Source organism: Akkermansia massiliensis (genome assembly GCF_018847375.1).
GTDB lineage: Bacteria > Verrucomicrobiota > Verrucomicrobiia > Verrucomicrobiales > Akkermansiaceae > Akkermansia > Akkermansia massiliensis.
In genome coordinates this window covers 2,847,937-2,871,726 of sequence record NZ_CP072036.1, presented here as the reverse complement: position 1 = coordinate 2,871,726, position 23,790 = coordinate 2,847,937, and the positions used below count along the sequence as shown (strand labels likewise).

Annotated in this window: 16 protein-coding genes, 1 tRNA gene and 1 CRISPR repeat array; of the genes, 12 read left to right on the top strand and 5 right to left on the bottom strand. The window is 57.8% G+C overall.

Features of this window, described 5'->3' with window-relative positions; genetic code table 11:
* Positions 1-7 precede the first annotated feature (7 nt).
* The 4 genes from J5W70_RS12000 to J5W70_RS11985 all read left to right on the top strand — a co-directional run bounded on the left by J5W70_RS12000 (position 8) and on the right by J5W70_RS11985 (position 4,184).
* The gene (locus J5W70_RS12000; RefSeq protein WP_022397299.1) at positions 8-634 is read left to right on the top strand and encodes a hypothetical protein; all 627 of its coding nucleotides are present in this window, start codon (positions 8-10) and stop codon (positions 632-634) included.
* An 84-nt stretch (positions 635-718) separates the two neighbouring features.
* The gene (rbr, locus tag J5W70_RS11995; protein ID WP_022397298.1) at positions 719-1,294 is read left to right on the top strand and encodes a rubrerythrin; all 576 of its coding nucleotides are present in this window, start codon (positions 719-721) and stop codon (positions 1,292-1,294) included.
* Between the two features lie 50 nt (positions 1,295-1,344).
* Complete coding sequence (locus J5W70_RS11990) at positions 1,345-4,035, top strand: cytochrome c biogenesis protein CcsA (RefSeq protein WP_146020063.1); 2,691 nt, start codon at positions 1,345-1,347, stop codon at positions 4,033-4,035.
* Positions 4,036-4,109: 74 nt separating this feature from the next.
* Positions 4,110-4,184: transfer RNA gene (locus tag J5W70_RS11985), tRNA-Val, on the top strand.
* A 93-nt stretch (positions 4,185-4,277) separates the two neighbouring features.
* On the opposite strand, the gene J5W70_RS11980 is transcribed toward J5W70_RS11985, so the two are convergent.
* From J5W70_RS11980 to katE, 4 genes are all read right to left on the bottom strand, one after another.
* Positions 4,278-4,466, bottom strand: coding sequence for a hypothetical protein (locus J5W70_RS11980; RefSeq protein ID WP_022397296.1), 189 nt, complete (start codon positions 4,464-4,466; stop codon positions 4,278-4,280).
* 273 nt (positions 4,467-4,739) lie between these two features.
* Positions 4,740-4,973, bottom strand: a complete 234-nt coding sequence (locus J5W70_RS11975) for a hypothetical protein (RefSeq protein WP_022397295.1) — start codon at positions 4,971-4,973, stop codon at positions 4,740-4,742.
* A gap of 176 nt (positions 4,974-5,149) precedes the next feature.
* Positions 5,150-6,289 carry a hypothetical protein gene (locus J5W70_RS11970; protein ID WP_102731318.1) on the bottom strand — a complete coding sequence of 380 codons (1,140 nt, stop codon included), beginning with the start codon at positions 6,287-6,289 and terminating at the stop codon, positions 5,150-5,152.
* A 450-nt stretch (positions 6,290-6,739) separates the two neighbouring features.
* Positions 6,740-8,995: a catalase HPII gene (gene katE / locus J5W70_RS11965; RefSeq protein WP_102722440.1), complete on the bottom strand. Its 2,256-nt coding sequence runs from the start codon at positions 8,993-8,995 to the stop codon at positions 6,740-6,742.
* Between the two features lie 191 nt (positions 8,996-9,186).
* Between katE and J5W70_RS11960 the strand changes: the two genes are divergently transcribed.
* The 5 genes from J5W70_RS11960 (at position 9,187) to J5W70_RS11940 (ending at position 16,923) form a co-directional block, all read left to right on the top strand.
* On the top strand, positions 9,187-9,822 hold the full coding sequence (locus J5W70_RS11960) for a hypothetical protein (RefSeq protein WP_102731317.1): 636 nt from the start codon (positions 9,187-9,189) through the stop codon (positions 9,820-9,822).
* A 240-nt stretch (positions 9,823-10,062) separates the two neighbouring features.
* Positions 10,063-10,512, top strand: a complete 450-nt coding sequence (locus tag J5W70_RS11955; protein WP_022395960.1) for a Jag family protein — start codon at positions 10,063-10,065, stop codon at positions 10,510-10,512.
* A 14-nt stretch (positions 10,513-10,526) separates the two neighbouring features.
* A complete protein-coding gene (locus J5W70_RS11950) occupies positions 10,527-11,516 on the top strand; it encodes a hypothetical protein (RefSeq protein WP_022395959.1) in 990 nt (329 codons plus the stop codon).
* Positions 11,517-11,675: 159 nt separating this feature from the next.
* Positions 11,676-15,257 carry a bifunctional proline dehydrogenase/L-glutamate gamma-semialdehyde dehydrogenase gene (locus J5W70_RS11945; RefSeq protein WP_022395958.1) on the top strand — a complete coding sequence of 1,194 codons (3,582 nt, stop codon included), beginning with the start codon at positions 11,676-11,678 and terminating at the stop codon, positions 15,255-15,257.
* A 511-nt stretch (positions 15,258-15,768) separates the two neighbouring features.
* The gene (locus J5W70_RS11940) at positions 15,769-16,923 is read left to right on the top strand and encodes an acyltransferase (protein WP_022395957.1); all 1,155 of its coding nucleotides are present in this window, start codon (positions 15,769-15,771) and stop codon (positions 16,921-16,923) included.
* A gap of 398 nt (positions 16,924-17,321) precedes the next feature.
* Positions 17,322-18,972: a CRISPR direct-repeat array (repeat unit 31 nt; unit sequence GTCGCACTCTCACGAGTGCGTGGATTGAAAC).
* A 178-nt stretch (positions 18,973-19,150) separates the two neighbouring features.
* On the opposite strand, the gene J5W70_RS11935 is transcribed toward J5W70_RS11940, so the two are convergent.
* Complete coding sequence (locus J5W70_RS11935; protein ID WP_022397215.1) at positions 19,151-20,101, bottom strand: AraC family transcriptional regulator; 951 nt, start codon at positions 20,099-20,101, stop codon at positions 19,151-19,153.
* Positions 20,102-20,271: 170 nt separating this feature from the next.
* Between J5W70_RS11935 and J5W70_RS11930 the strand changes: the two genes are divergently transcribed.
* The 3 genes from J5W70_RS11930 to J5W70_RS11920 all read left to right on the top strand — a co-directional run bounded on the left by J5W70_RS11930 (position 20,272) and on the right by J5W70_RS11920 (position 23,707).
* Positions 20,272-21,336 (top strand): alpha/beta hydrolase, encoded by a 1,065-nt coding sequence (locus J5W70_RS11930; RefSeq protein WP_022397216.1) that lies wholly within the window; start codon positions 20,272-20,274, stop codon positions 21,334-21,336.
* Positions 21,337-21,613: 277 nt separating this feature from the next.
* Positions 21,614-22,174 (top strand): sugar O-acetyltransferase, encoded by a 561-nt coding sequence (locus tag J5W70_RS11925; RefSeq protein ID WP_022397217.1) that lies wholly within the window; start codon positions 21,614-21,616, stop codon positions 22,172-22,174.
* Between the two features lie 702 nt (positions 22,175-22,876).
* A complete protein-coding gene (locus tag J5W70_RS11920; protein WP_022397218.1) occupies positions 22,877-23,707 on the top strand; it encodes an aldo/keto reductase in 831 nt (276 codons plus the stop codon).
* The last annotated feature ends 83 nt before the right edge of the window (positions 23,708-23,790 follow it).

The window sequence follows — 23,790 nt, the reverse complement described above, 5'->3', positions numbered from 1 at the left end:
CCCTCCCATGAAACGAATCCTTTCCCTGCCTGCTCTGGCGGCGTTCGTGCTGCTGGGCGCCTCCTGCTCCCAGCAGGTGCGGCCCGTCAAAAAGACCGCCCGGCCTCCCGTGTACGTGGGGAAGGTGGAGCAGGTGTACCCCAGCCACAACTATGTGCTCATTGCGCTGGCCGGGAACATTTACGAGCCGGGAACCGTGCTCATTTCCCAGTCCCCGGGCAGGGAGGAAAATCGCAGGGTCGCGAACCTGATCGTGACGGAGGAACGTATGGGCCGGGCGCGCATTCCGGCGGACATACGCAGCGGAGCCGTGGAGGCAGGGGACCTGGTGTTCCTGTACCGGAACCTGGCCGCTCCGGAAAGCTCCGGAAAAAAGGATAACCCGGACCCGGACAATCCGGAACCGAAGACGGATGAAGACGGCAAGGAGGTTACCCCGCCGATTTCCCCGGACGGCGGCAAAACGCCGGACGGGCTGCTTCCGGTGCCCGGGGAGGCCCCCGCGCCGGATCCCGCGGACCAGGAGCGCATTTCCCGTGAGCGGGAGAAAATCCTCCGGGAGCTGGAAAGCGTTCCGGGCAAGCTGGATGACCCGTGGCGCGAGGCTTTTTCCGGAAAATCGGCAGGAAAATGATTTTTTAGATTCATTCAATAAAAGCTTGTTTTTCAGCAAGCCCGGATTAGGATAATCCCGCTTACGCAACCAGATGACTAATTTATGAAATCCATCAAAGGAACAGAAACAGAAAAGAACCTTCTCAAGGCTTTTGCCGGAGAATCCGAAGCGCGCAACCGCTACACCTACTTTGCCGGCGTGGCCAAGAAAGCCGGTTATGAGCAGATTGCCGCCATCTTCCTGGAAACCGCCGACAATGAAAAGGAACATGCCAAGGTGTTCTTCAAGCTGTTGAAGGACGCCTGCGTTGAAGTAACGCACACCGTTTGCACGGCTCCCCTGGAATCCACGGAGGAATGCCTGCTGGCCGCCGCTGCCGGCGAGCGCGACGAATGGTCCGAAATGTACCCCACGTTTGCCGAGGTGGCTGACCGTGAAGGCTTCCCCGCCATTGCGGAAACCTTCCGCCAGATTGCCACTGTGGAACAGCACCATGAGGCGCGCTACCTCAAGCTGGCTGAAAACGTGCGCGAAGGCAAGGTATTTGCCAAGGAAAAGGAAATCCAGTGGAAGTGCCGCAACTGCGGTTACGTGCACACCGGCTCCACCGCCCCCAAGGTGTGCCCGGCCTGCGTGCATCCCCAGGCGTTCTTTGAAGAACTGGCGGACAACTTCTAATCGTCCTTTCTCCAGAAACATGATTGGGGCCGGTTTCACGAGCTGATCGTGTGATCGGCCCTCTTTTTACTTACGGACGCCTTACGCTGATGGACTGGAAACGCACGGATGCGGTGTGGATGAGATATGGGCGCAGCCTCTGGAAATTCGCCGGAAGCTACGGGCTGGGCATCGCCCTGATGCTGATCCTGCTGGTGCTGACGTTTGCCGGAACGCTGCATCAGGTGCGGCTGTCTTCCTCCATGGGGCCGGAGGCGGCCATAGAATCCTTCTTCGGCGCGCCGTATGTGCTGATGCCGCTGGGCGGGGAAAACTCCCTGGTTTCCCTGCCGCTGCCCGGCATGGGCATTACCTGCGCCCTGCTGTTTGCCAACCTGCTCATAGGCGGGATGTTCCGCGTCCGGTGGACCTGGAGGCACGCGGGCGTGCTGGTGGCCCACGGCGGCATTCTGCTGCTGCTGGCCGGCATCATGCTGGGCAATAAAATGACGGTGGCCGTGGACCAGGTGGAACTGCCCCAGGGCGACCGGGTGCACGAGCAGTCCCTGCCGTTTGACCTCCGCCTGAACCGTTTCGTGCCGGAATTTTATCCCGGCACCTCCAAGCCCAAATCCTATGAATCCCAGGTAACCGTCTTTCCGGAATCCGGCGGCCAGTATGATGCCGTCATCCGCATGAACGAGCCTCTCCGCCTTTCCGGCTGGACGCTGTACCAGATGAGCTGGGGGCAGGACTCCCTGCATCCGGGCAGGCTCATCTCCGTCCTCCGCGCTTCCCACAATCCCCTGGAGCAAATGCCCAAATGGTCTTCCTACATCATTGCCGCGGGACTGCTGTGGCACTTTGCCTGCGTCTTCGGAAGGTACCTGCGCCGCAAACCCGGCCAGGCTCCCGCCGGAGCGGAGGCGGCGGACGACCATCTGGAGCCGCCCGCTCCCGGCGGCAAGCGCCGCCTGCGACTGATAGGCATTTGCGTGCTGGTGGCGGCAATCTTCGGCGTCGGCATGCTGGCGGCCCGGCCTGCCTCTCATCCGGTCCGGGTGGAGCATTACGTGCCCTGGTCCTCCTTCCTGGTGGAACGGGCCGGGGCAATGGCCGTCCAGGACGGCGGCCGCCTGAAGCCCGTCTCCACGTACGCGGGCTTCCATCTGCTCCGGACCCTGGGCAAAAGAAGCTTTGCCATGGAGACGCCGGAGGGGAAAAGGAAACTCTCTCCGGTGGAATGGATGCTGGACTGCATGTTCCGCCCGGAATTCGCGGAACAATACCCCGTTTTCCTGGTTAACCGGGAGGAAGTGGTCAGGCGTCTGCACCTGCCGGACCAGGCGGACAAGCGGAAAAAATACTCCTACGCGCAGATTGCGGAACACTGGGAGGAAATGACCCGCGCCGTCCGGGAAATCCGGCTGCTGGGAGAAACGGATTTGACGGAAGCCCAGAAGGAAATCCTGGCCCTTTCCCGCAACTTTGACGTGGTGCGCGGCTGGATGCTCGGCTCCCGTATCATGCTGGAAGACCCCTCCGCCATGGAACGGATGGAATTCCCCCGCTGGTTCCCCTCTGCGGGCCAGAATGGGGAGCGTCTCTGGACGGCTGCCCCGGACAAAGCCACCGGAGCCTTTCTGGCAATGGCCTCCCTGCTGGAACGCAAGGCCATCGGCATGGAAGGCGCGGAAGCCTCCGGACTGCGGATGAAGGCGGAAGGACTGCTGCTGGAAAAACTGGCGCAGCCCAATGAAGCCGCCTCCGCCGGGGAACGGCACAGCCTGGAAAGGGAAATCTTCTACTACCGCCTGGACCCGCTCTATGCCTCCCTGGCCGTCTTTGTGGCGGCGTTCGTGTGCCTGCTGCTCTGCGCCCTCTTCCGTCCTGCCGCCAACGCTCCCCTCTGGCGCCGTTTTCTGCGGCCCGGCGGGTTCAGCCCTGCGTGGCTGCTGGGTGCGGCGGGGACCGGCGTGCTGGCGGCGGCCCTGGTCATCCGCGTGCTCATCACCATGAGGTCCCCGGTGGGCAACACGTATGAAACCATCGCCTTCATCGCGTGCATGGGCGTGCTCTGCGCGCTGGTGGCGGAGCTGTTCAGCAAAAAGGGCATCGTGCTGGCGGCGGGGCTTCTGCTGGGGGCCTTCTCCTGCCAGATGGGCATTCTGTACGAATCCTCCCAGGCCGTGGACCACATGGACCCCCTGGTAGCCATCCTGCGCTCCAACTTCCTGCTCTCCACCCATGTCATCACCATTGTGCTGGGGTACGCGGCCGGGTTGCTGGCGGCGGTGCTCTCCCATGTATACCTGCTGGCCTCCCCCCTGCGCCTGATCGGCAGGAAAACGGAACAATCCCTGGACCGCATGGCTTACGGCATCCTGTGCTTCTCCCTGGTATTCACGCTGGTGGGAACGGTCTTCGGCGGCATCTGGGGCAATGAATCCTGGGGGCGCTTCTGGGGCTGGGATCCCAAGGAAAACGGGGCCCTGATGATTGTGCTGTGGCAATTGACCGTGCTGCACGCGCGGAAAGCCGGGTGGCTGTCCCCCTGGCTGCTCCACTTCAGCAACGTGGTGGGCGGCGTCATCATCGCCTTTGCCTGGTGGGGCGTCAACATGCTGGGCGTGGGCCTGCACTCTTACGGCTTCACCTCCGGCCGTGACGCCCTGGACATTTTCTACTGGTCTGAAGCCGTCCTGTGCGTCCTCTTCGTCATTCTGCATTACCGCGCGCTCCGGCGCGTGGACATCAGGTAGGGGGAGAAGGACGCATTTTTCTCATTTTCTCCTTGCCGGTCCGGGTTCTCCGGTATATATTCCCGCCACCTCATGCACGGATAGCTCAGTGGTAGAGCGGCTGTCTTACACACAGTTGGTCGGGGGTTCGAATCCCTCTCCGTGTACCATTAATAAACCCCGCAAGCTTAATGGCTTGCGGGGTTTTCTTTTATAGGTGGTTTACCAGGCGGATACACTCTGGCCTTGGTCGGGTGCGATATTTATTTTTGAGTTTGGTGTTCGAGATTGGAAAGGCGTAAATTAATTTCGGTAAGGGTGCGGGTTTGTTCATTGATGAACGTCCGCATGTCGGCATACATGATTGCAGCGGCAGCAAAGCCTACAATCATGACAATCTCGGCCTTGTACTCTCTCAGGAGCGTCAGGTAAGCGCGGGTTCTGGTGCACATGATTACTTGCTTGCATGTTGCTGCATAACGGACGGCATGTCCGTTCCCGGCTGTGCCCGGGAATAGGGAATATGCCTTGATTCCCGGAGCAGGGCGGCGGCATGGCAGCTTGCCGTGTATTCCGCCCCCGCATCCCCGGAATGTCTAACGTATCCACTGGCGCCCGATGCTGCCATGGTTGCCGCCATCAGGTATTTGACCCGCCTCCGCCTCCCCCAGCGGCCAGACTCCGCCTGTTTATCTTTTTTAGTATCTTGTTTGTTGATGTTCAATCTATTGTTTAGTAAAATACTTGAAAAAATCTACAGCGGCGGAGTTCATGAGCACAAAATCCGGATAATGGACGGAGGTGAATCTCCGGTGTCCTCCGCTCTCATTGACGGCGTCAACCGTCAGGACTACACCCTCCGTCATCTCAATAGGACTTTCCTGCTCTCCTTCCGGAACGTTGGAAATGAACTGCTCCACTCTAGCCCACACCTGTTGGACCTGCCAGGGCGCGCCCATGGAGACAAGGGCTTACACCACAGCTTCCAGGGCCGGAGCATGAGAAGGAGGAATGTCGTTCTCCGTGTAAATGCGGGACTCTATAAAACCTCCGGAAGAGGGGAAAACGGCAGTCATGTTCAATTTGTCCCATTCTCCCAACAATGGGAATTGTATTTGTATTTGTGCTTTCATCTTTATTTAACCTCCATCATTTCACACCATTCCGCCACTACGGATTTTTGTCCGTAAAGTCCTACGTAAGTTTTTAACGGCTTAACTCCGACTTCCAGCGCTCCTCTATTGCATAATAGCCTTATATTTTGTAGATCGACACAATTGTGATAGGAGTCGGTAATCCAGGTGTTTTCACAAACGCGGTATGCCTCCAGGCGCCCGCCATTGGAATCATTGGCTCCAACAACCCAGAGGCCTCCGTTGCCGTCTTTCCCCCATCCTATCGCAATCCCGCGCAGCCGGAAATTGTTCGGCAGCGATGCATAGCCAGTCAATAGCTCTACTTGATTCGTATTGTAATTATAGCGGCAAACGCGCCCGCGCACGGGAATCTTGTTGCCATCCTCCGGGTCATAGTCTGCAAAATAAACATCCCACCACATGGAAACGCCATCTGCAGGTTCGGAAAAAGGATAATCATCTGGTCCATTCCAGGCCTCATTCAGCGTAACGTCCAGCAATCCCCCTGCCACTACCTGAAACATGCGCTGATACCCCAGACTGGCAGACAGGGGCAAAAAAGCTCCGGTTGAGTGGGAATAAGACCCTTCACGGTCGCTTTCATGGCCAAAAGGCACACACCGGAAATTAAAATCTACCCAGCCGTTTTCCGTTGCCGGTTTAGGCCAATAGGTAGCCAGCCAGGAAAACGGCGTTAACAATTTACCAAACGGAGGAGTGGAAAAATTGAAATAGTTCCGAGCGGCTCCATTGGAAATCTCGTTAAGTACCCTGACCTCATGTTTTCGCGCCGCGTCCGTTTCCGTGACAGGATCAACGGGAATATTGATGCCACCGTTGGCGTTGTAGGTCCCTGCCGTCGTCAGACTTCCGGCAAGCGTCATATTGCCGCTCTCATCCAAGTGGGGAGCGGTATTCCATCGGTTGCGCTCCTCTTCCGTGATATGGACTGACGCGTCCGCTTTGTGGGCATCGAATGTTTCCGTGCTTACTTTGGAATTAACTTCAGATGCTTCAGCCTTGGAGTTCCAGGCCGTTCGTTCATCCTCTGTGATGTGAACGGAATTATTTTTTTCATGCTCATAAAAATCATTATGGGCCGTCAGTAAAATTCCGTTGATAGAGGTAATTTTATCCATGATTTTTGTTTATTATTGGTTGTAGTGAGGTAGTTGAACAACTTTGGCGCCTCCTTATCCATGATGAATTCCGGCTCATCCGGCATGGAAGGCTTGCACCTTCCATGCGGGTTGGCTTCTTCAACGGTCAGGGCAACTCTGGACGGGGTTCATGAGAACCTCCCCTTCCTTCGGTTGCGGATGGGCTGAAATTTGATCCAGCGGCGCCCTGGCTTGAAGTGCCTTACATTCCCCGGATAAAATGGAAACGGTTGAAACCCACTTCGGAAAAAATCTACGGCTGTCCCGGAGAAAGGTCATCCCGCATGGAACGTTAAGACTGCATGAATGCTGCTTTTGCCTGGAGCATCATTTGGACGTCTGCCGTTATGGATAAAAAAGCTGCCGCACCTTTCGGTGCGGCAGCCCCTGTTTAATGATGTATTGAATCGGTTTCTGAATGGGAATGAATCAGGCGCCGAAATCCAGCGCCTTGGGTTCGCGGGCCCAGACGCGGTGTTGTTTCATGGCCGTGATGAAAGGTTTCATCAGGGCCTTGGTGTCTTTCGGCGTGAGCAGCCCGGCGTCGTCCATATCCCGGGGCAGGTCCGTTGCTTCCAGCATTTCACTGGCGTCGCCGGGCAGGCCGATGGCTTTTAGGTGCCGGTATGCCTGGCGCAGGTGGTACTTGGCGTCTCCGTTCATCAGGAGCGTTTTAATGCTCTGCTCTCCTTCCGGCACGATGACGGCGTCAAACACGACAGAGGGGTTGCCGGACAGGGTGCCGTCCACAAGCAGGTCTTTCCCTTCCTCCGTATTCACGCTTCCCATGTGCGGGGCAAGAATCTGGGGGTGCACGCCTTCCTTGTGCAGGGCGCTGCAGATTTCCTCCACGGATTTCAGGCTGACGCCGTCCGCCGCCAGCAGGGAGACGCGCATGCCCTTGAGGTTGCCGTCCGGGTTGGCGTACAGGCTCAGCGCCGGGTCTTTTTCCAGGCCGCAGACCGGTTTGGGCAGTTCCCGGTTAAGCTGTTCCTCCGTGAGTTCAATGCCCAGGTTTTTAGCTACTCCGGCTGCCAGGTTTGGGTCAATGCGCGTCAGCAGGTCCACTACCCGTTCCCGGATGTACGGGCGCGTCACCTTGCCTACTTCAAAGCTGAAGGCGTCAATGATGTGCCTTTGCTCCACGGGAGTCTGGCTCATCCAGAACAGGCGGGGCTGGGCATAGTATTCCGCGAAGGAGGGGCTCCTGAGACGTTCCTTGACGCCGCTCACCGGCTGGGGGGCGGTGGAGAAACCGCCTTCTTCCGGGGGCGTTTCACGCGGCCAGTTGTCCCCGATGGAGTTGGGATCGTAATTGGCCGGAGCGGTGTCTATCTGCATGCGGTGGAAGCCGTCCCTCTGGTTATTGTGGAAGGGGCAGACGGGGCGGTTGATGGGGATTTCCGTAAAGTTGGCTCCGCCCAGGCGGTGCCGCTGGGTGTCGCTGTAGGAAAAGATGCGGCCCTGAAGCAGCGGGTCGTCGGAAAAATCGATGCCCGGCACGATGTTGGCGGGGCAGAAGGCGACCTGTTCCGTTTCCGCAAAGAAGTTGTCCGGGTTGCGGTCCAGCACCATCTTGCCGACGATTTCCACGGGAACCAGCGCTTCCGGAATGAGCTTGGTGGCGTCCAGAATATCGAAGTCGAATTTGTCTGCGTCCTCTTCCGGAATGAGCTGCAAACCGAGTTCGAATTCCGGATAATCCCCGGCTTCAATAGATTGCCAGAGATCCTTGCGGTGGAAGTCCGGATCGCGTCCTGTCAACGCCTGGGACTCATCCCAGATCAGGGATTTTTTACCATACGCCGGTTTCCAGTGGAAGCGGACGAAGGTGCTTTTCCCTTCTTCATTGACCAGCTTATACGTATGAATGCCGAAGCCTTCAATGGTCCGGTAACTCCGGGGAATGCCGCGGTCGGACATGAGCCACATGACGTTGTGCAGGGTTTCAGGCTGGAGGGAGACATAATCCCAGAAGGAATCGTGGGCCGTCTGCCCCTGAGGCATTTCATTGTGGGGCTCCGGCTTGACGGCATGGACGAAATCCGGGAATTTGATGGCGTCCTGAATGAAAAAGACGGGCGTGTCGTTGCCCACCAGGTCATAGTTGCCTTCCTTGGTATAGAACTTGGTGGCGAAGCCGCGGATGTCCCTCACCGTATCCGGAGATCCTCGGAAGCCCTGCACGTTGGAAAAACGCACAAAGACCGGGGTCTTTTCTCCCGGATCCTGCAGAAAGCCCGCCTTGGTGTACTTGGAAAGGGACTTGTATACCTGAAAATAGCCATGTGCCCCGGAACCTCTTGCGTGAACCACGCGTTCCGGTATCCGCTCCTGGTCAAAATGAGCCATTTTTTCCAGAAAGTGGAAGTCTTCAAGCAGAGAGGGGCCTCTGCTTCCGGCTTTAAGTGTATTTTGGTCATTGGCTATTTTAACTCCCAGGTTGCTTGTGAGCGGCTGGTCCATGCCGTTGGAGCGCATGGTGTCCAGATCCTTGATTTTTTCCGTGGTATTGTCCGGCATTTTCATGGAGCCGGGAGCGGAGGGTTCCGCATTGGGCGGCGTAGGCTTCGGAGTGGGCTTGATCAGCTCCGGATCAATCGTATCCGTGTAATGGGGTTCCGCTTCCTTTCCGTCGGTGAAAGGAGCGAGGCTGTCTTCCATGGGCGGCGTCTTTTTTTTCATTTGCTTGTTCATGATGGGACCGAATTTCTTCTATACGGGTAAGGGTTCGACTTCTCTTTTTCCGGTGATGTTCTGTCATGTTTTGTCAGCAGCCTCCGTTCAGGGATGATGGAGATTCGTTGAAAAGAACTCGACTTGAAACGTTTATATGATAGAGAATGGCATCTATGGAAAAGGCTTGTTTGATTGGCATGGCTTTTCTGCCTGTGGTCCATGCTTCATTCGCAGCAGGGCAGCAGGCGGAAGACCGCGGGGATGTAGCCGTGGACACGCGGACGGCATTCGGGAAGCCTCCGCGTTCCCTGCATCTGGAACCGGTGGAGAGCCTCTCAGTGCCGAAAAATCCGGATATTCCCTACGGCATGATTAGCCGCGTGCATCTCTATGCCGACCGCTCCCATGGCTCGGGTGAAGATTCCATTTATCTGGTGGCGGAAATGAATTTCTGCGGGGAAGACGGGGACCAGCCCCATATTGTGGGAATCTTTGCCGGTTCTCCCGCAGAGGAACCGTGCATGAGGCTGGCGGACCTGGACAGGGACGGCATTCCTGAACTGGTTCTGGTTCATGAAGCGGGAGCAGGAGCTTCATATATGCGCATTTTCCGCATTTCCCAAGAACCGAATGTCTACGACGATAAGAGCTGCATCTCCGCCTCTGCCATGCTGAAGCAGGTGGGCTGCTGCCGCACGGGAATGGGAACCGTCAGGCTGGAGGATGACGGAACGGTGGTGGTAAAGACTTATCCGGAAGGAGGAAAGATTCCGGCATCCGTGAAAAAATACCGTCTGGAACAGGGGGCGGACGGAATGAAGGAGGTGGAATAAACAGGAGCGGAGCAGGGGAAGCCGGAATAGGAGGGAGAAGCGCAGCGGCGTTTCCGGCGCAGCGGGACGGGGGTACGCTGCGTACATGAAATGGGACGGAACTTCCACAAATTTTCATAGACGCGGGGAATAAATAGGTTATGATTTTTATGTCAATCGGGTATTGGAAAAAAGGCTCATGCCGTTATGGCGCGGAGCGGCTTTTCCGGTATGGAACCATTTTCCTATTGAATTAAAGTGATGACGGTGCAAGAAATAGCTGAACAGAGTTTGAAGAGCCTTCTGGCCTCCCTGGGTTTTTCCGCGGATATTGAAGTAACGGAGGCGGACGGCATCGTGTGCCTGAATATTTCCTCCCCGGATTCCCAGTACATCATCGGGGGAGACGGGGACAGGCTGGACGACCTCCAGTACCTGGTCAACCGCATGATCCAGCGCAAGATGGAGGATGCACCCCGCGTGAAGGTGGATTGCGATCACTACCGGGAACGCAACGAGGCCCGCCTGCTGGAAAAGGCCCGTTCCCTGGCCGAACGCGTGCAGGAAAGCGGCAAGCCGATGAAGATGCAGCCGCTGAACGCCTACCACCGCCGCCTGGTGCACAATGCCCTTCAATCCATGGAAGGCATTGCGACGGAATCTGAGGAAGGCGACGGCCGTTACAAGCGCATTACCATCCGGCGCGCCTGAAGCCGGCAGTTTTCATGAAGGTTGCAGCGGTTATTGCGTCTGTTTGCCTGGCGCTGGTGACGGCGGTTCCGGGCCGTGCGGAAGCGGAGGATTCCCCCGCTTCCTGCGCCGCGGCTCCTTCTCCGCCGCCGCCTGTGCTGGTGGTGTACGGTTCTGCGGAGCCCGGCGCGGCGGAAGCCCGCTGGCTGAAGGCGCTCCGTCCAGGAACGGAAGAACGCCGTGCGCTGGATGAACATGTCCGTGACGTGCAGTTTGTCACAGTGCCCAAACGTCCCTCCGTGAAGGATTGGGAAGAAGGCGGCAGCCTGTTCCGTGCTGCGGAGCATGGCGTGCGCGTGCTGCCTGCGGTGGTTTTGCTTGATTCCAGGGGGCGTGTATTTGACTTGGTGGAAGGGGGAGCGCATGCCGCATCCCTGCGGGAAAAGGCGGCCCTGCTGGCGGATAAGGCCCGGCGCGTGCGCCCGGTGACTTTGGTGAATGACGTTCCGAAGGGTGGAGACCCTGCGGAGGAGGCCGCCGCCATTTGCCGGGCGTTGGAACCGGTGCCGGCGGAAGCCTGGTTCCGGGATTATCCGGGAACGATGAAACGCCTGGAAAAACTGAATTGCACGGTTCCGGCCTTTCTGAACGCCCGCGCGGCAGCCCGCCGCCTGGAGAAAAACCGGGAAACGGCGGCGCTCCTCTGCGAATCCTTCCAGGCCTGTGATGCCCCTTCCATCCGGAAATGCCTGGAAGCGTGGCGGAAAAGGGCGGATGATCCCTCCCTTCCCGTGGAAGAACGCCAGTTGATCCTGCTCTCCATGGTGCATCCCCTCTGGGTCCGGCTGGAAGAAGCGCTGTACCGGGACGCCCACACGGCGGAGAGTGAGGAGGCTTTCAACCGGGCGGTTGCCGTTCTGGAGGAAGTGCGGGACATGGACCGCGCCAGCGTTTGCGGCAGGCGCGCGCACCAGCTCCGGGAAGAGCTGAGGAGGGCTCGCCTGGCTGCCGCGCGGTATGATTGATGCGGTTTTCCGGAGCTTCCGGAAACGGACAGGAAGGCTTCCCGGTTGCCGTCACGGAATCAAGGGACGCGTTTTTTCTTCGTGATTCCCTTCTCCACAGGAAGGGCCCGGCAAATTGGCTTGATTTTGCCCCTGTCCGGGGCTAGTCTTCGGACCGTTATGACAGACTCATCCATCCCGGACATGATGGCGGCGGCGCGCCGTGACAAATGGACTGACCAGCAACTGGCCGCCAAGGCTGTGGAACTGGCGGAATCCATTCTGAAACAGTCGAATGCCGGGATGCGCAGGAAGGAGAAAAAGCAGGCGGAGCAGATGGAGCGCATGATGAACGACCCTGCGGGCAAGGCCTTTACGCTGGCGCTGGCGGACCGCGTGTTCCGCCCTTCCTCGCCGGCGCGGGGCGCGGAGCTGTTCCGCTACCTGCTGGACGGCTACGGTATTCCCCGTTATTTGTCCGCCGCGGACCGGTTCGCCATGAAGCTGGGGGACAAATTCTCCGTACAATTTCCCGGCGTAGTGATGCCCATGATTACCAGCCAGTTGCGGAAGGAGAGCTCCAACGTGATTCTTCCGGCGGAGGATGGAAAACTGCGCTCCCACCTGCGCCGCAGGCGCAAGGCCGGCATCCGGATGAACATCAACCAGCTGGGAGAGGCCATTCTGGGTGAAAGCGAGGCCCACCACCGCCTCCAGCAGGTCGTGGACCGCCTGGCGGACAAGGACTGCGATTATATTTCCGTCAAGATTTCAGCCATTTTCAGCCAGATTCATCTGGTGGCCTTTGAAGAAACCGTGCAGCTGATTCAGGAGCGCCTGCGCATCCTGTACCGGGCGGCCATCACGAATGCGGTGACACTGCCGGACGGCTCCAAAAGACCCAAATTCGTGAATCTGGACATGGAGGAATACCGTGACCTCCACCTGACGGCGGAAGCGTTCAAGCGCACGCTGATGGAGGATGAATTCATGCAGATGGAAGCCGGGATTGTGCTCCAGGCTTATTTGCCGGACTCCTGGGAGGAACAAATGAAGCTGTGCGCCTGGGCGAAGGAGCGGGTGGAGAAGGGCGGCGCGCGCATCAAGATACGCCTGGTGAAAGGCGCCAACCTGGCGATGGAGAAAGTGGAGGCCTCCATGCATGACTGGGCGCAGGCCCCATACGGCACGAAGGCCCAGGTGGACGCCAACTACAAGAGAATGCTCCATTACGGCTGCATGCCGGAGAACGCCAGATATGTGCAGTTCGGCGTTGCCTCCCACAACCTGTTTGACTTGTGTTATGCCATGCTGCTGCGTGAGCGGGAAGGCGTCCGGGACCATGTGGAATTTGAAATGCTGGAGGGGATGGCGAACCATCAGGCGCGCGTCATCCGCCAGGCGGCGGACGGCCTGCTGCTGTATGCCCCTGTGGTGCTGAAGGAAGACTTCCACAGCGCGATTGCCTACCTGGTGCGGCGGCTGGATGAAAACACCAGTGAGGAAAACTTCCTGCATGACCTCTTCGGCATGACGCCGGGCTCCCGGAGCTGGGAGGCGCAAAAAAAGCGGTTCTTAAAAGCCTGCCAGGAGAAGGACGACGTGAAATACGGCCCCAACCGTACGCAGAACCGCGCTACGGACCCCGTGCAGCCCACGCATTACCGGGACGCCTTTGCCAATGAGCGTGATACGGACTGGTCCCTGCGGCAGAATGCGGAATGGATCAACGGCCTGATTGCCGCGGAAAAGGAAAAATCCGGCGAGGAAATTCCCCTGGTCATCAACGGTGAGGAAATCACGACCAACCTGTGGGGCGTGGGGCGCGACCCGTCCCGCCACAATGAAGTCTCCTACAAATTCGCGTATGCGGACTTTGACCAGATTGAACACGCGCTGGACACGGCGGACAAGGCCCGCGCCTCCTGGGCGTCCAAGAGCGTTGGCGAACGCGCTGAAATCCTGCACCAGGCGGCGCAGGAGCTGTCCAGAATCCGGGGGGAGGCCATTGCAGCCATGGTGAGGGACGCCGGAAAGGTGCCCACGGAGGCGGACGTGGAAGTGAGTGAGGCCATAGACTTCTGCCGCTATTATGCGGAAGGGCTGGACCGCGACGGCATGAACGACGGCGTGGAAATGACCCCGCTGGGTACCGTTTGCGTGATGTCTCCCTGGAACTTCCCCTTCGCCATTCCCACGGGCGGGGTGGCCGCCGCGCTGATGGCGGGGAACACGGTGGTGTTCAAGCCGTCCGAGCTGGCCGTTTATACGGCCTGGCAGATCGTCCAGGCGTTCTGGCGCGCCGGGGTACCTAAGAGCGTGCTTCAATTCGTGCCGATGCCGCGCAATGAAATTTCCCACAAATTCCTGATGGATCCGCGCCTGAACGGCATCATCATGACGGGCTCCTACCGCACCGGGAAAATGCTGCGTGAACTGCGGCCGGACCTGCATGTGCTGGCTGAAACCAGCGGGAAGGACGCCATGGTCATCACCGCCACGGCGGACCCGGACCAGGCCGTGAAAGATTTGGTAAAAAGCGCCTTCGGCCATTCCGGGCAGAAATGCTCCGCCGCCAGCGTGGCTATTGTGGAGGCCTCCGTCTATGACAACCCGGCCTTCTTGCGCCAGTTGAAGGATGCCGCAGCCAGCCTGAAGGTGGGGGGCTCCTGGGAGGTCAGCTCCGTGGTGACGCCGCTCATCAAGGAACCGGAAGGCGACCTGCTCCGGGCGCTCACGCAACTGGAACCCGGGGAGGAATGGCTGCTCAAGCCGGAACCCTCGGAAGACAACCCGTGCCTCTGGTCGCCCGGCATCCGGTTGGGCGTGAAGCCTGGAAGCTGGTTCCATCAGACGGAATGCTTCGGCCCGGTGCTGGGCATCATCCGTGCGGAAAACCTGGAGGAAGCCATTGACATCCAGAACGACTCCGAATTCGGCCTCACCGGGGGACTTCAGTCCCTGGATGAACGGGAAATCGCCCTGTGGAAAAGCAAGGTGCAGGTGGGCAATGCGTACATCAACCGCGTCATCACCGGCGCCATCGTGCGCCGCCAGCCGTTCGGCGGGTGGAACCACTCCTCCATGGGGCCCGGCTCCAAGGCCGGCGGCCCCAACTACCTCACCATGCTGGGAAGCTGGGAGGAAAAGGCGCTCCCGCAGAAACTGCGCACGCCGGGGGAACGCATCACCGGGCTGGTGGAAAAGCTGTGCTCCGAACTGCCGGACTGCGCCAAGCGCATCCGTTCCGCGGCCGGTTCCCAGGCCAAGTGGTGGATGGAGGAATTCGGCGTGGAGCATGACCCTTCCCATATCTACGGGGAAAACAACACATTCCGTTACGTACCCGTGAAGGGGATACTGGCCCGTGTGGAAAACATGTCTGACGCTGACGCCGCCATCCTGCTGCTGGGCGCGAAACTGTGCGGAGCAGCCCTGCACCTGAGCGTGGAGGAAGGCCATCCCTGGATTCAGAAAATGAACGGTTACTATGCGTCCCTGACGGTGGAGACGGAAGCCGAACTCATCGACCGGATGCCGGAGGCAGCCCAGGGCGTGAAATTCCTGCGTGGAACGGGCATCTCCGAGGCTCTGGCGAATGCCGCACGCGCCCGGGATGTGGAAGTGCTGGACCGGCCCGTGCTTGCCAACGGACGCCTGGAACTGCTGGGCTATTTCCGGGAACAAGCCGTTTCCGAAACCGTTCACCGCTACGGCAACATCATCCCGCCTCCGGGCAGTTTCAAGACGGCCGGGGCGTGAGGGGAGCCTTGAACCCTGGCTCCCAGGCGGCGTGATTATGAGTATAAAGACAGCGCAGGAAAATGCCCCCGCAGTCCAAACGGAAAACGCCCTCCTGGGAATGAAGGCCGGGCGGCCTTCATTGGATGAACTGCCGCCGAAGCCCTGCGGAGGGATTTTTCTTGCAAGGGCGGGAAAACCGGGCTTACCCGGTTGGGTAAAAGATAAACTCTGCCGGATACAAGAAATTCCCTCCGGCAAACGGTGAAAAGTTAAAGTAGCACGGAAGAGGGCCTGCGGCGTTTATTGCGCCCTTCGGGCGGCAAAAAAGTTGAAATCCACAGGAAACGCGGCCTCTTCTGACTGGCTTGCCGCTGTTTTTAGCTTCTTCCCGGGCTTTCTTCCGCTCTCGTAGGCCTGTTCCTGGGCGCTTTTGTTTCTTTTCCCCATTTTGTGATAGAACGTTTCCGGGAAACGGGTATATTTCCTGGAACGTCCGCGACGATGCGGCAATTTTCCCTACCACACATCCATGAGCACCAACCAACCACTGACCTCCCACGGCACCCACATCGCCTGGGTTGACTTCCTGCGCATCCTGGCCTGTTTTCTCGTTGTAGTGGCCCATTGCTGCGATCCGTTCGTAGGCAGTTTTGACGGCACCTTCAACTTTAAATCCGCCGTCTTCTGGGGCAGTCTGGTGCGGCCGTGCGTGCCGCTGTTCGCCATGATCTCCGGCGTGCTGCTCTTTCCCGTCACCATGGAAATGGGCGCTTTTTACTCCAAGCGCCTCAAAAGGGTGCTGATTCCGCTCGTCGTCTGGTCCCTGGTGCTTCCCTTGCTCTACTTCGGCTACTTTGCCGCGGGCGTGCATACGGCCAGCCCCAACATCGTGATGGACAACTACACCTGGAGCGCCACCGTCGGCAAGCTTTACACCTTTCTCTTCAACTTCAACTATGACACCACGCCCCTGTGGTACGTATACATGCTGGTGGGTCTCTACCTCTTCATGCCCATCATGAGCGCGTGGCTGACGCAGGCCAAAAGGAAGGATGTGAAAATCTTCCTGGGCATCTGGGTATTCAGCATGACTCTCCCCTACCTCCAGATGCTTGCCCCGGCGCTGGGCTATGAAGGCAATTACGGCAACATGGGCATTCTGGGCGTTTGCGACTGGAACCCGTACGGCATGTTCTATAACTTTGCCGGCTTCCTGGGGTACATGGTGCTGGCCCATTACCTGGCCAAATACCCGCTGGCCTGGAGCTGGAAAAAGATGCTCGCCATCACTGTTCCCCTCTTCCTGGTCGGCTTTGCCGTCACGTTCTTCGGCTTCCTGGAAACGCAGAAGCACTTCCCCGGCCAATATTCCAAGCTTGAGGTACTCTGGTACTTCTCCGGCATCAACGTCTTCCTGATGACCTTTGCCATCTTTGCCATCGTCAGCAGGCTCAGGATCAAGCCCAGCCCGGTGCTGGGCAAGGTGGCGGCGCTCACCTTCGGCGTGTACCTGTGCCACTTCTTCTTTGTCCAGTGTTCCTATGACTTCGTGAACTTCATTGGAATGGGGGGGCTCCCCGCCGCCGTGAAAATACCGTTGCTGGCCTGCCTGGCCTCCGCCGTCTCCCTGGCGCTGGTATGGCTGTTGAGCCTGAACAGGTGGACGCGCAAAAGCATTATGTAAACCGCGGATATTTTCCGCAGGGCGCTTCGGGACCACGGCAGTCCCGGGGCGCCTTTTCTTTTGTGGAAAAGAGAATAAGGCGGTTTCCGGGGAGGGGCCTGCAAAATTCTGGACGGGAAAGAGGGAACAGGCTAGGATATTCCTGCATCGTGCACAGGCCCTGGTTGCCGGAGATGTGGGCTTTTTAACGCATGAAAAGCGCGTCTCCCGGTCTCCCTTCCGCCAACCCCAAGCTCACAGAAAATTCCCGGGACACCGGCGATTTACGTAATCCGTTGGGGTTCTAATCTTGACAACTATCATCTCTTTTTTACGGCCTGGAATATGTGTGCCTCCATGGGAGGTTGGCGCAAAACACCCGTTGCGCTGTTGATACTCAAGCCATAGGCGTCCAGGCCGTCGCACTCTCACGAGTGCGTGGATTGAAACCTCCAACGGCGTCCAACTGGTGCATGTCATCCAGGTCGCACTCTCACGAGTGCGTGGATTGAAACCTCCAACGGCGTCCAACTGGTGCATGTCATCCAGGTCGCACTCTCACGAGTGCGTGGATTGAAACTCCTAACACGCTAGCATTTAAAGCGTTATAATGGTCGCACTCTCACGAGTGCGTGGATTGAAACAGCGATTTCAATGCACGTCTGTTCCCGGTTTGCCGTCGCACTCTCACGAGTGCGTGGATTGAAACCTTGTTTTTCCGCTTGGCAAGCTTTTTCAAGGTGTCGCACTCTCACGAGTGCGTGGATTGAAACTTCGTAAAAATCCCCGCGCCGTACCCACCAGGACGTCGCACTCTCACGAGTGCGTGGATTGAAACCGCCGTGGCATTTTTTAAACACTTCACAGAACAAGTCGCACTCTCACGAGTGCGTGGATTGAAACTGTTTGGCATGGGGCGTTTTTGCTCTATCCAGTTGTCGCACTCTCACGAGTGCGTGGATTGAAACAGGTGCTGACGTGGCATTCTTTCGGCCAGGACGGGTCGCACTCTCACGAGTGCGTGGATTGAAACCGTTTTTGGGGCGTCATGGTCAACTTCGTTCCCGGTCGCACTCTCACGAGTGCGTGGATTGAAACCCTTCGGAGGCTTTCTATCACCTCGGCCAGGGATGTCGCACTCTCACGAGTGCGTGGATTGAAACAACTTTATCTCCTACCTTCACCCGCATGATGGGGTCGCACTCTCACGAGTGCGTGGATTGAAACAGGAAATACCTTGAAAAATATCTCACCGGAGAAAGTCGCACTCTCACGAGTGCGTGGATTGAAACTCTGCGGAGAGCATCATGCGGCCATATCCGCCGCGTCGCACTCTCACGAGTGCGTGGATTGAAACAATAACCCATACCCACTGATTCAGATTAATGGAGGTCGCACTCTCACGAGTGCGTGGATTGAAACATCTACCTGGATTTCCGCGAGGTGGTGAAGGAAGTCGCACTCTCACGAGTGCGTGGATTGAAACTTCCACGTCCACTTTTTGCGGCTTGCCGTGTCCCGTCGCACTCTCACGAGTGCGTGGATTGAAACTGTTATCGGATAATCTGTTTTTAGATATTGGCGCGTCGCACTCTCACGAGTGCGTGGATTGAAACACGCACCCGCGCCTTGTACACCCCATCATAATAGGTCGCACTCTCACGAGTGCGTGGATTGAAACAGCAGTATTCAGCCATCCGGCTTTATCATCATCCGTCGCACTCTCACGAGTGCGTGGATTGAAACCAAAAACGCGTGGACGACGCCCGCGCCAGCCTCGCGTCGCACTCTCACGAGTGCGTGGATTGAAACGATAAGCTTGTATTCCGCCAGGGTGATAGCCTGGTCGCACTCTCACGAGTGCGTGGATTGAAACCGAAAATGAAAGTCCCCTGGCTTATATGGCCTGGTCGCACTCTCACGAGTGCGTGGATTGAAACTTTTCATCACTTCCGCGTCGCCGGAATTGGTGATGTCGCACTCTCACGAGTGCGTGGATTGAAACGGTTCCGGCGGCCCTATCCGTGAAAGCATCTTTAGTCGCACTCTCACGAGTGCGTTAATTGAAAGTCCACATGTCTGCGCGGGGCGCAAGCCGCTCATGCACTGCTTCTTGAAAGAGGAGCAGATCAAAGCTTTATTTTCCGCAACCGTATCGTTTGGTGTTTGGTCTGTTCCCCTGTTATTTTAAGAAAGGACGGTAAGAATCCGTAGTGGAACGGGATGACGGCTCTCTTCCGTTTACCTCTCAGATTGGCATGGTTTGCAGCCTTTTAATGTCCGTCCGCGGCGGGTTGCCGAACATGCGCTTGTATTCCCGGTTGAATTGGGTAGGGCTTTCGTACCCAACGCGGAAGGAGGCGTTTCCTGCGTCCATGTTTTCCACAAGCATCAGGCGGCGGGCCTCATTGAGGCGGATGCGTTTCTGGAATTGAAGCGGGCTGATGGCCGTGAGGGTACGGAAGTGCTGGTGGAAGCTGGACGGGCTCATGCCGGCGCGGCTTGCCAGTTCCCCGATGCTCAACGGCTGGTCGAAGTGCTTTTTTATCCAGTCAATGGCTTTTGCTATCTGGCTGCTATGGCTTTCAGCCACGACGATCTGTCTCAGGCGCCCTCCCTGTTCGTCCATCAGGAGACGGTAATAGATTTCCTGCCGCACCAGGGGAAGGAAGACGGGGATGTCCGCGGGAGTTTCCAGCAGTTCCATCAGGCGTTCCACTGCATTGAGCAGGGCGGGAGTCATTTTGCTGATGCCGATGCCCCGGTCTGTGGGGCATTCCGGACGCGTGGCCACGCTGTCGTGAAGCATCAGTTGGGAGATTTCCTGTAAATCCAGTTCCAGCGTCAATCCCAGGTAAGGTTTTTCCGGGCTGGCCTCCATGATTTTAGAGACGAGGGGAAGCTCCACGGAGGAAACAACAAAACTTTGCGCATCATATAGGTAGGCTTCGTCCCCCAGCAGGATCTGCTTGGTTCCTTGTGCGATCAGGCAAAGATGGGGGGAAAACATATAGCTGTGCGGTTCCGTGGGGGATTCCCAGCGGTGGAGCTCCAGCCCGGGAATGGCCGTGCTCACCTGGTGTTTCCCATACGTCCAGCCTGCAATCATTCCGGCAAGGCGCAGCGGTTTCCGTTGACGGCAAGCAGGAGTTGGCAGGGAGGCGGACGTTTCCCCCTGTTCCTTTTCTTTTTCCTTCATGAAGGCTTCATGTTATTCAAGGCAGGGTGCGGGAGCAACTTCATTTTGTTTCATTTTGCAGGATCAGGCAATAATGCAGGAGGACCGGGCTACCTGTTTTTTCCTCTGCCTGTTAATATTGGCAGGGTCCGGTGGGAACGCCGGAACAATAAAACAGGAAAGAACAACCAATGAATACGAAATTTATCATCACCCGTAACGCCGGAATTCTGGCGGCAACCGCGCTGGGCGCTTTTGCCGTGTCCGGCAGCATGGCTTCTCCGGCGGACAAGCCCTCGGACGCGGACAATTTTTACAAGAGCGGCCGGGTCTCCCAGCAGGAGGTTAAGTTCAATAACCAGTATCGCATGAAGGTGGCCGGGAACCTGTTCCTGCCCAAGGACATGGATAAGGAGGCCAGGTGCCCCGCCATTATCGTGGGCCATCCCATGGGAGCGGTGAAGGAGCAGAGCGCGAACCTGTACGCCGCGAAGATGGCGGAACGGGGATTTGTGACACTGGCCCTGGATTTACCGTTCTGGGGCGGGAGCGACGGAGAACCCAGGAATTCCGTTTCTCCGGATATGTATGCGGAGGCGTTCAGCGCGGCCGCGGATTATTTGGGCACGCGGCCTTTTGTGGACCGGGACCGCATCGGCGTGATCGGGATATGCGGTAGCGGCAGTTTTGCCATCAGCGCCGCCAAGATTGATCCCCGCCTGAAGGCCATTGCGACCGTCAGCATGTACGACATGGGAGCTGCCAGCCGGAACGGTCTCCGGAATTCGCAGACACCCGGTCAGAGAAAGAAGATTCTGGCGGAAGCGGCGGAGCAGCGGTATGTGGAGTTTTCCGGCGGACCCGTCAAGTATACCGGCGGGACTGTGCATGAACTTCGCGAAGATTCCAGTCCCATTGAGCGGGAGTTTTTTGAGTTCTACCGCACTCCCCGCGGCGAGTTTACTCCGGAGGGACAGTCGCCGGAGCTTACCACGCATCCGACGCTTGCCAGCAACGTGAAGTTCATGAATTTCTATCCGTTTTCCGATATTGAGACGATTTCTCCCCGCGCCCTGCTTTTCATCACCGGGGAGGAAGCTCATTCCAGGGAGTTCAGCGAAGACGCCTACAAGCGCGCCGCCGAGCCGAAGGAGCTTTACCGGGTGCCCAGGGCCGGGCATGTGGACCTGTACGACCGGGTGAATATGATCCCTTTTGACAAATTGACGGATTTTTTCAGTAAAAACCTGAAGTAAGGCCGGTGCTGCCCGGGAGTATCCCATGGAAGCTTTTTCCCGGTAATGTTCCCGGAGCACACGATTAGAGAACGGAAGGAAAGGTTTTATTGGGACCGTGTGAACGGGAGAGCCTCTTTTATTGCATCATTGGCAGAAGGCCATGGCGTACAAGAAGAGTAAGTGGATGGATTTTATTCAGGGTTCTCCGCTTTCCCGTTGCCGGGGCGCCCGGTAGTTCCATGGGCGCGGAATGGTCCATGGATATTGTCACTTGAAGAATTGAAAAGAAAAACAGATGGATATATTGGAAAGAATGCGCCGGGGAGAGTTGATACGGCTGGACGATCCCGAGTACCCGGTCATAGAAGAGTTGATCACGAGGGCCTTCCGCATCACCGGAGAGTTGAATGCGGGCTACCATGATGCCGCAGAGACGCGGGCTGTCATGAGCGAATTGACGGGGGAGTTGATCGATGAAACGACTTGGATCGTGCCGCCTTTTTATACCGATTTCGGCCGTTTTACACGGTTCGGCAGGAACGCGTTCGTGAATTGCGGCTGCACGTTCATGGACCGTGGCGGAATCACGATTGGTGACGGCGTGCTGATCGGTCCGGGAGTGAAGCTGATTACGGAGAATCACGCGGAGGAACCGGAATTGCGCCGTCATGTTTATGGGCTCCCCATCGTGATAGGACGGAAGGCGTGGATAGGGGCCGGGGCTACCGTTTTGCCCGGCGTGACGGTGGGGGAAAATGCCATCGTGGCCGCCGGAGCCGTCGTCACCGGGGATGTTCCGGCCAACGCGATTGTAGGCGGCGTTCCGGCCCGGGTCATCAGGAATATCAGGCAATGACGATTCAGGGCGAGCAACCGCAGATCCCGGGAAATAACGGCGTTGAAATGCCCGTGGAGGGATTAAGGCGTTGACGGATGCCGGCGCCGTGATAAGAAATGGCGTGGACTCCGGTTGATTGATTTTACCTTTGCAGGGCTGAACGGAGAGGGGGCGGCTGCGGTTGTCCGCAGAGGCGGATTTTCCCGGAAGGTACTGTCGCCACACGGAAGGAGGACGGTTATGGCCTGGGCTATCGGCACCGGCAATTTTCAGCCTGAATGGTTCGGAGTACCTCTCCCGCCGTGCGGCTGCCGTTCCTGTGAAGAGCCGGGAGAAATTCTTTTCCGGAAGGAGCGGAGGGATAAAGTTCACGGGAAAGAGGGGAAGTGCCGGAGGGGCGGCCTCCTGCCGAAGAGGGACGGAAAAGATTTTTTCAGGCAGGAGGCGGGGTGCCCCCGCAGCACGTATGACAGGACGGTTGCGCGGGTTTTTTGATGCCGGCATGCCCGGATGGGATGGGAGGTTGTTTTAAAATGCGTTCACCAGTAGCATGTTGAGTAATGTTTTAATGAGGGGTGTTTTGCGCCGCGCCGGGAGAAGGGGAGAAGAAGTTGGATGAGGCGGCCATGGGAAACGTCCTGATTCTTGAGCTTTTTTTCTCGCATGCTGTCAAAGGTTTATACAGCATGGAATTGTACGATCAGGTAGAAAGAATAGTTGATGATGGAACACTCAGTAATTTTTCCGGACCATCGGAAGGTTTGCGCCCTGGGGCAGGGAACTTGGAAGATGGGAAAATCCGCCTTGAGGGAAGCCGAAGAAGTAGAGGCGCTGCGTGCGGGCATTGAGCTTGGCATGAGCGTGGTTGACACGGCGGAGATGTATGGCAACGAGGAGTTGGTGGGAACGGCAATCCGCGGATTGCGCGACCGTGTTTTCCTGGTTACCAAGGTTCTGCCCGGCAACGCCAGCAGGACCGGAACCAAGGCCGCCTGCGAACGGAGCCTGAACAAGCTGCGGACGGATTACGTGGATTTGTTCCTGCTTCACTGGAGCGGTCCCCATCCCATTGAAGATACGGTTGCCTCCATGATTGAGCTGCAGCAGGAGGGTAAGATAAAGGCCTGGGGCGTCAGCAATATGGATGTTCCGGAAATGGAGCGTTTTTATGCCGTCCCGGGGGGAGTCTCCTGCGCCGCCAACCAGATTCTTTATAATCTGGCCCATCGCGGCGTGGAGTACGACCTGCTGCCGTGGTGCCGGGAGCGCCACATTCCCGTGATGGCCTATTCGCCTGCGGATGAAGGGCGGCTGTCCCGCAATCCGGTTCTGATGGAGATTGCGCAGAAGCATGAGGCCACCCCGGTGCAGATCGCGCTGGCCTGGATTCTGCGCCGCCCCGGAATGATTGCTATCCCCAAGGCCGGTTCCGTCATGCATGTTCAGCAGAATTACCGGAGCTTGTCCATTAAGCTGACTGCGGAGGATGTGGATTTGCTGGACGAGGCTTTTCCGCCTCCGGGCAGGAAGGTGCATCTGGATTCCTGGTGAGCCATGGTGCGGGCCGGCCCGCGGGCGAAACGGGGCGCACGGATTTTTTCCGCATCATCAGGAGCGCCGCAAGCCCTTGCGTC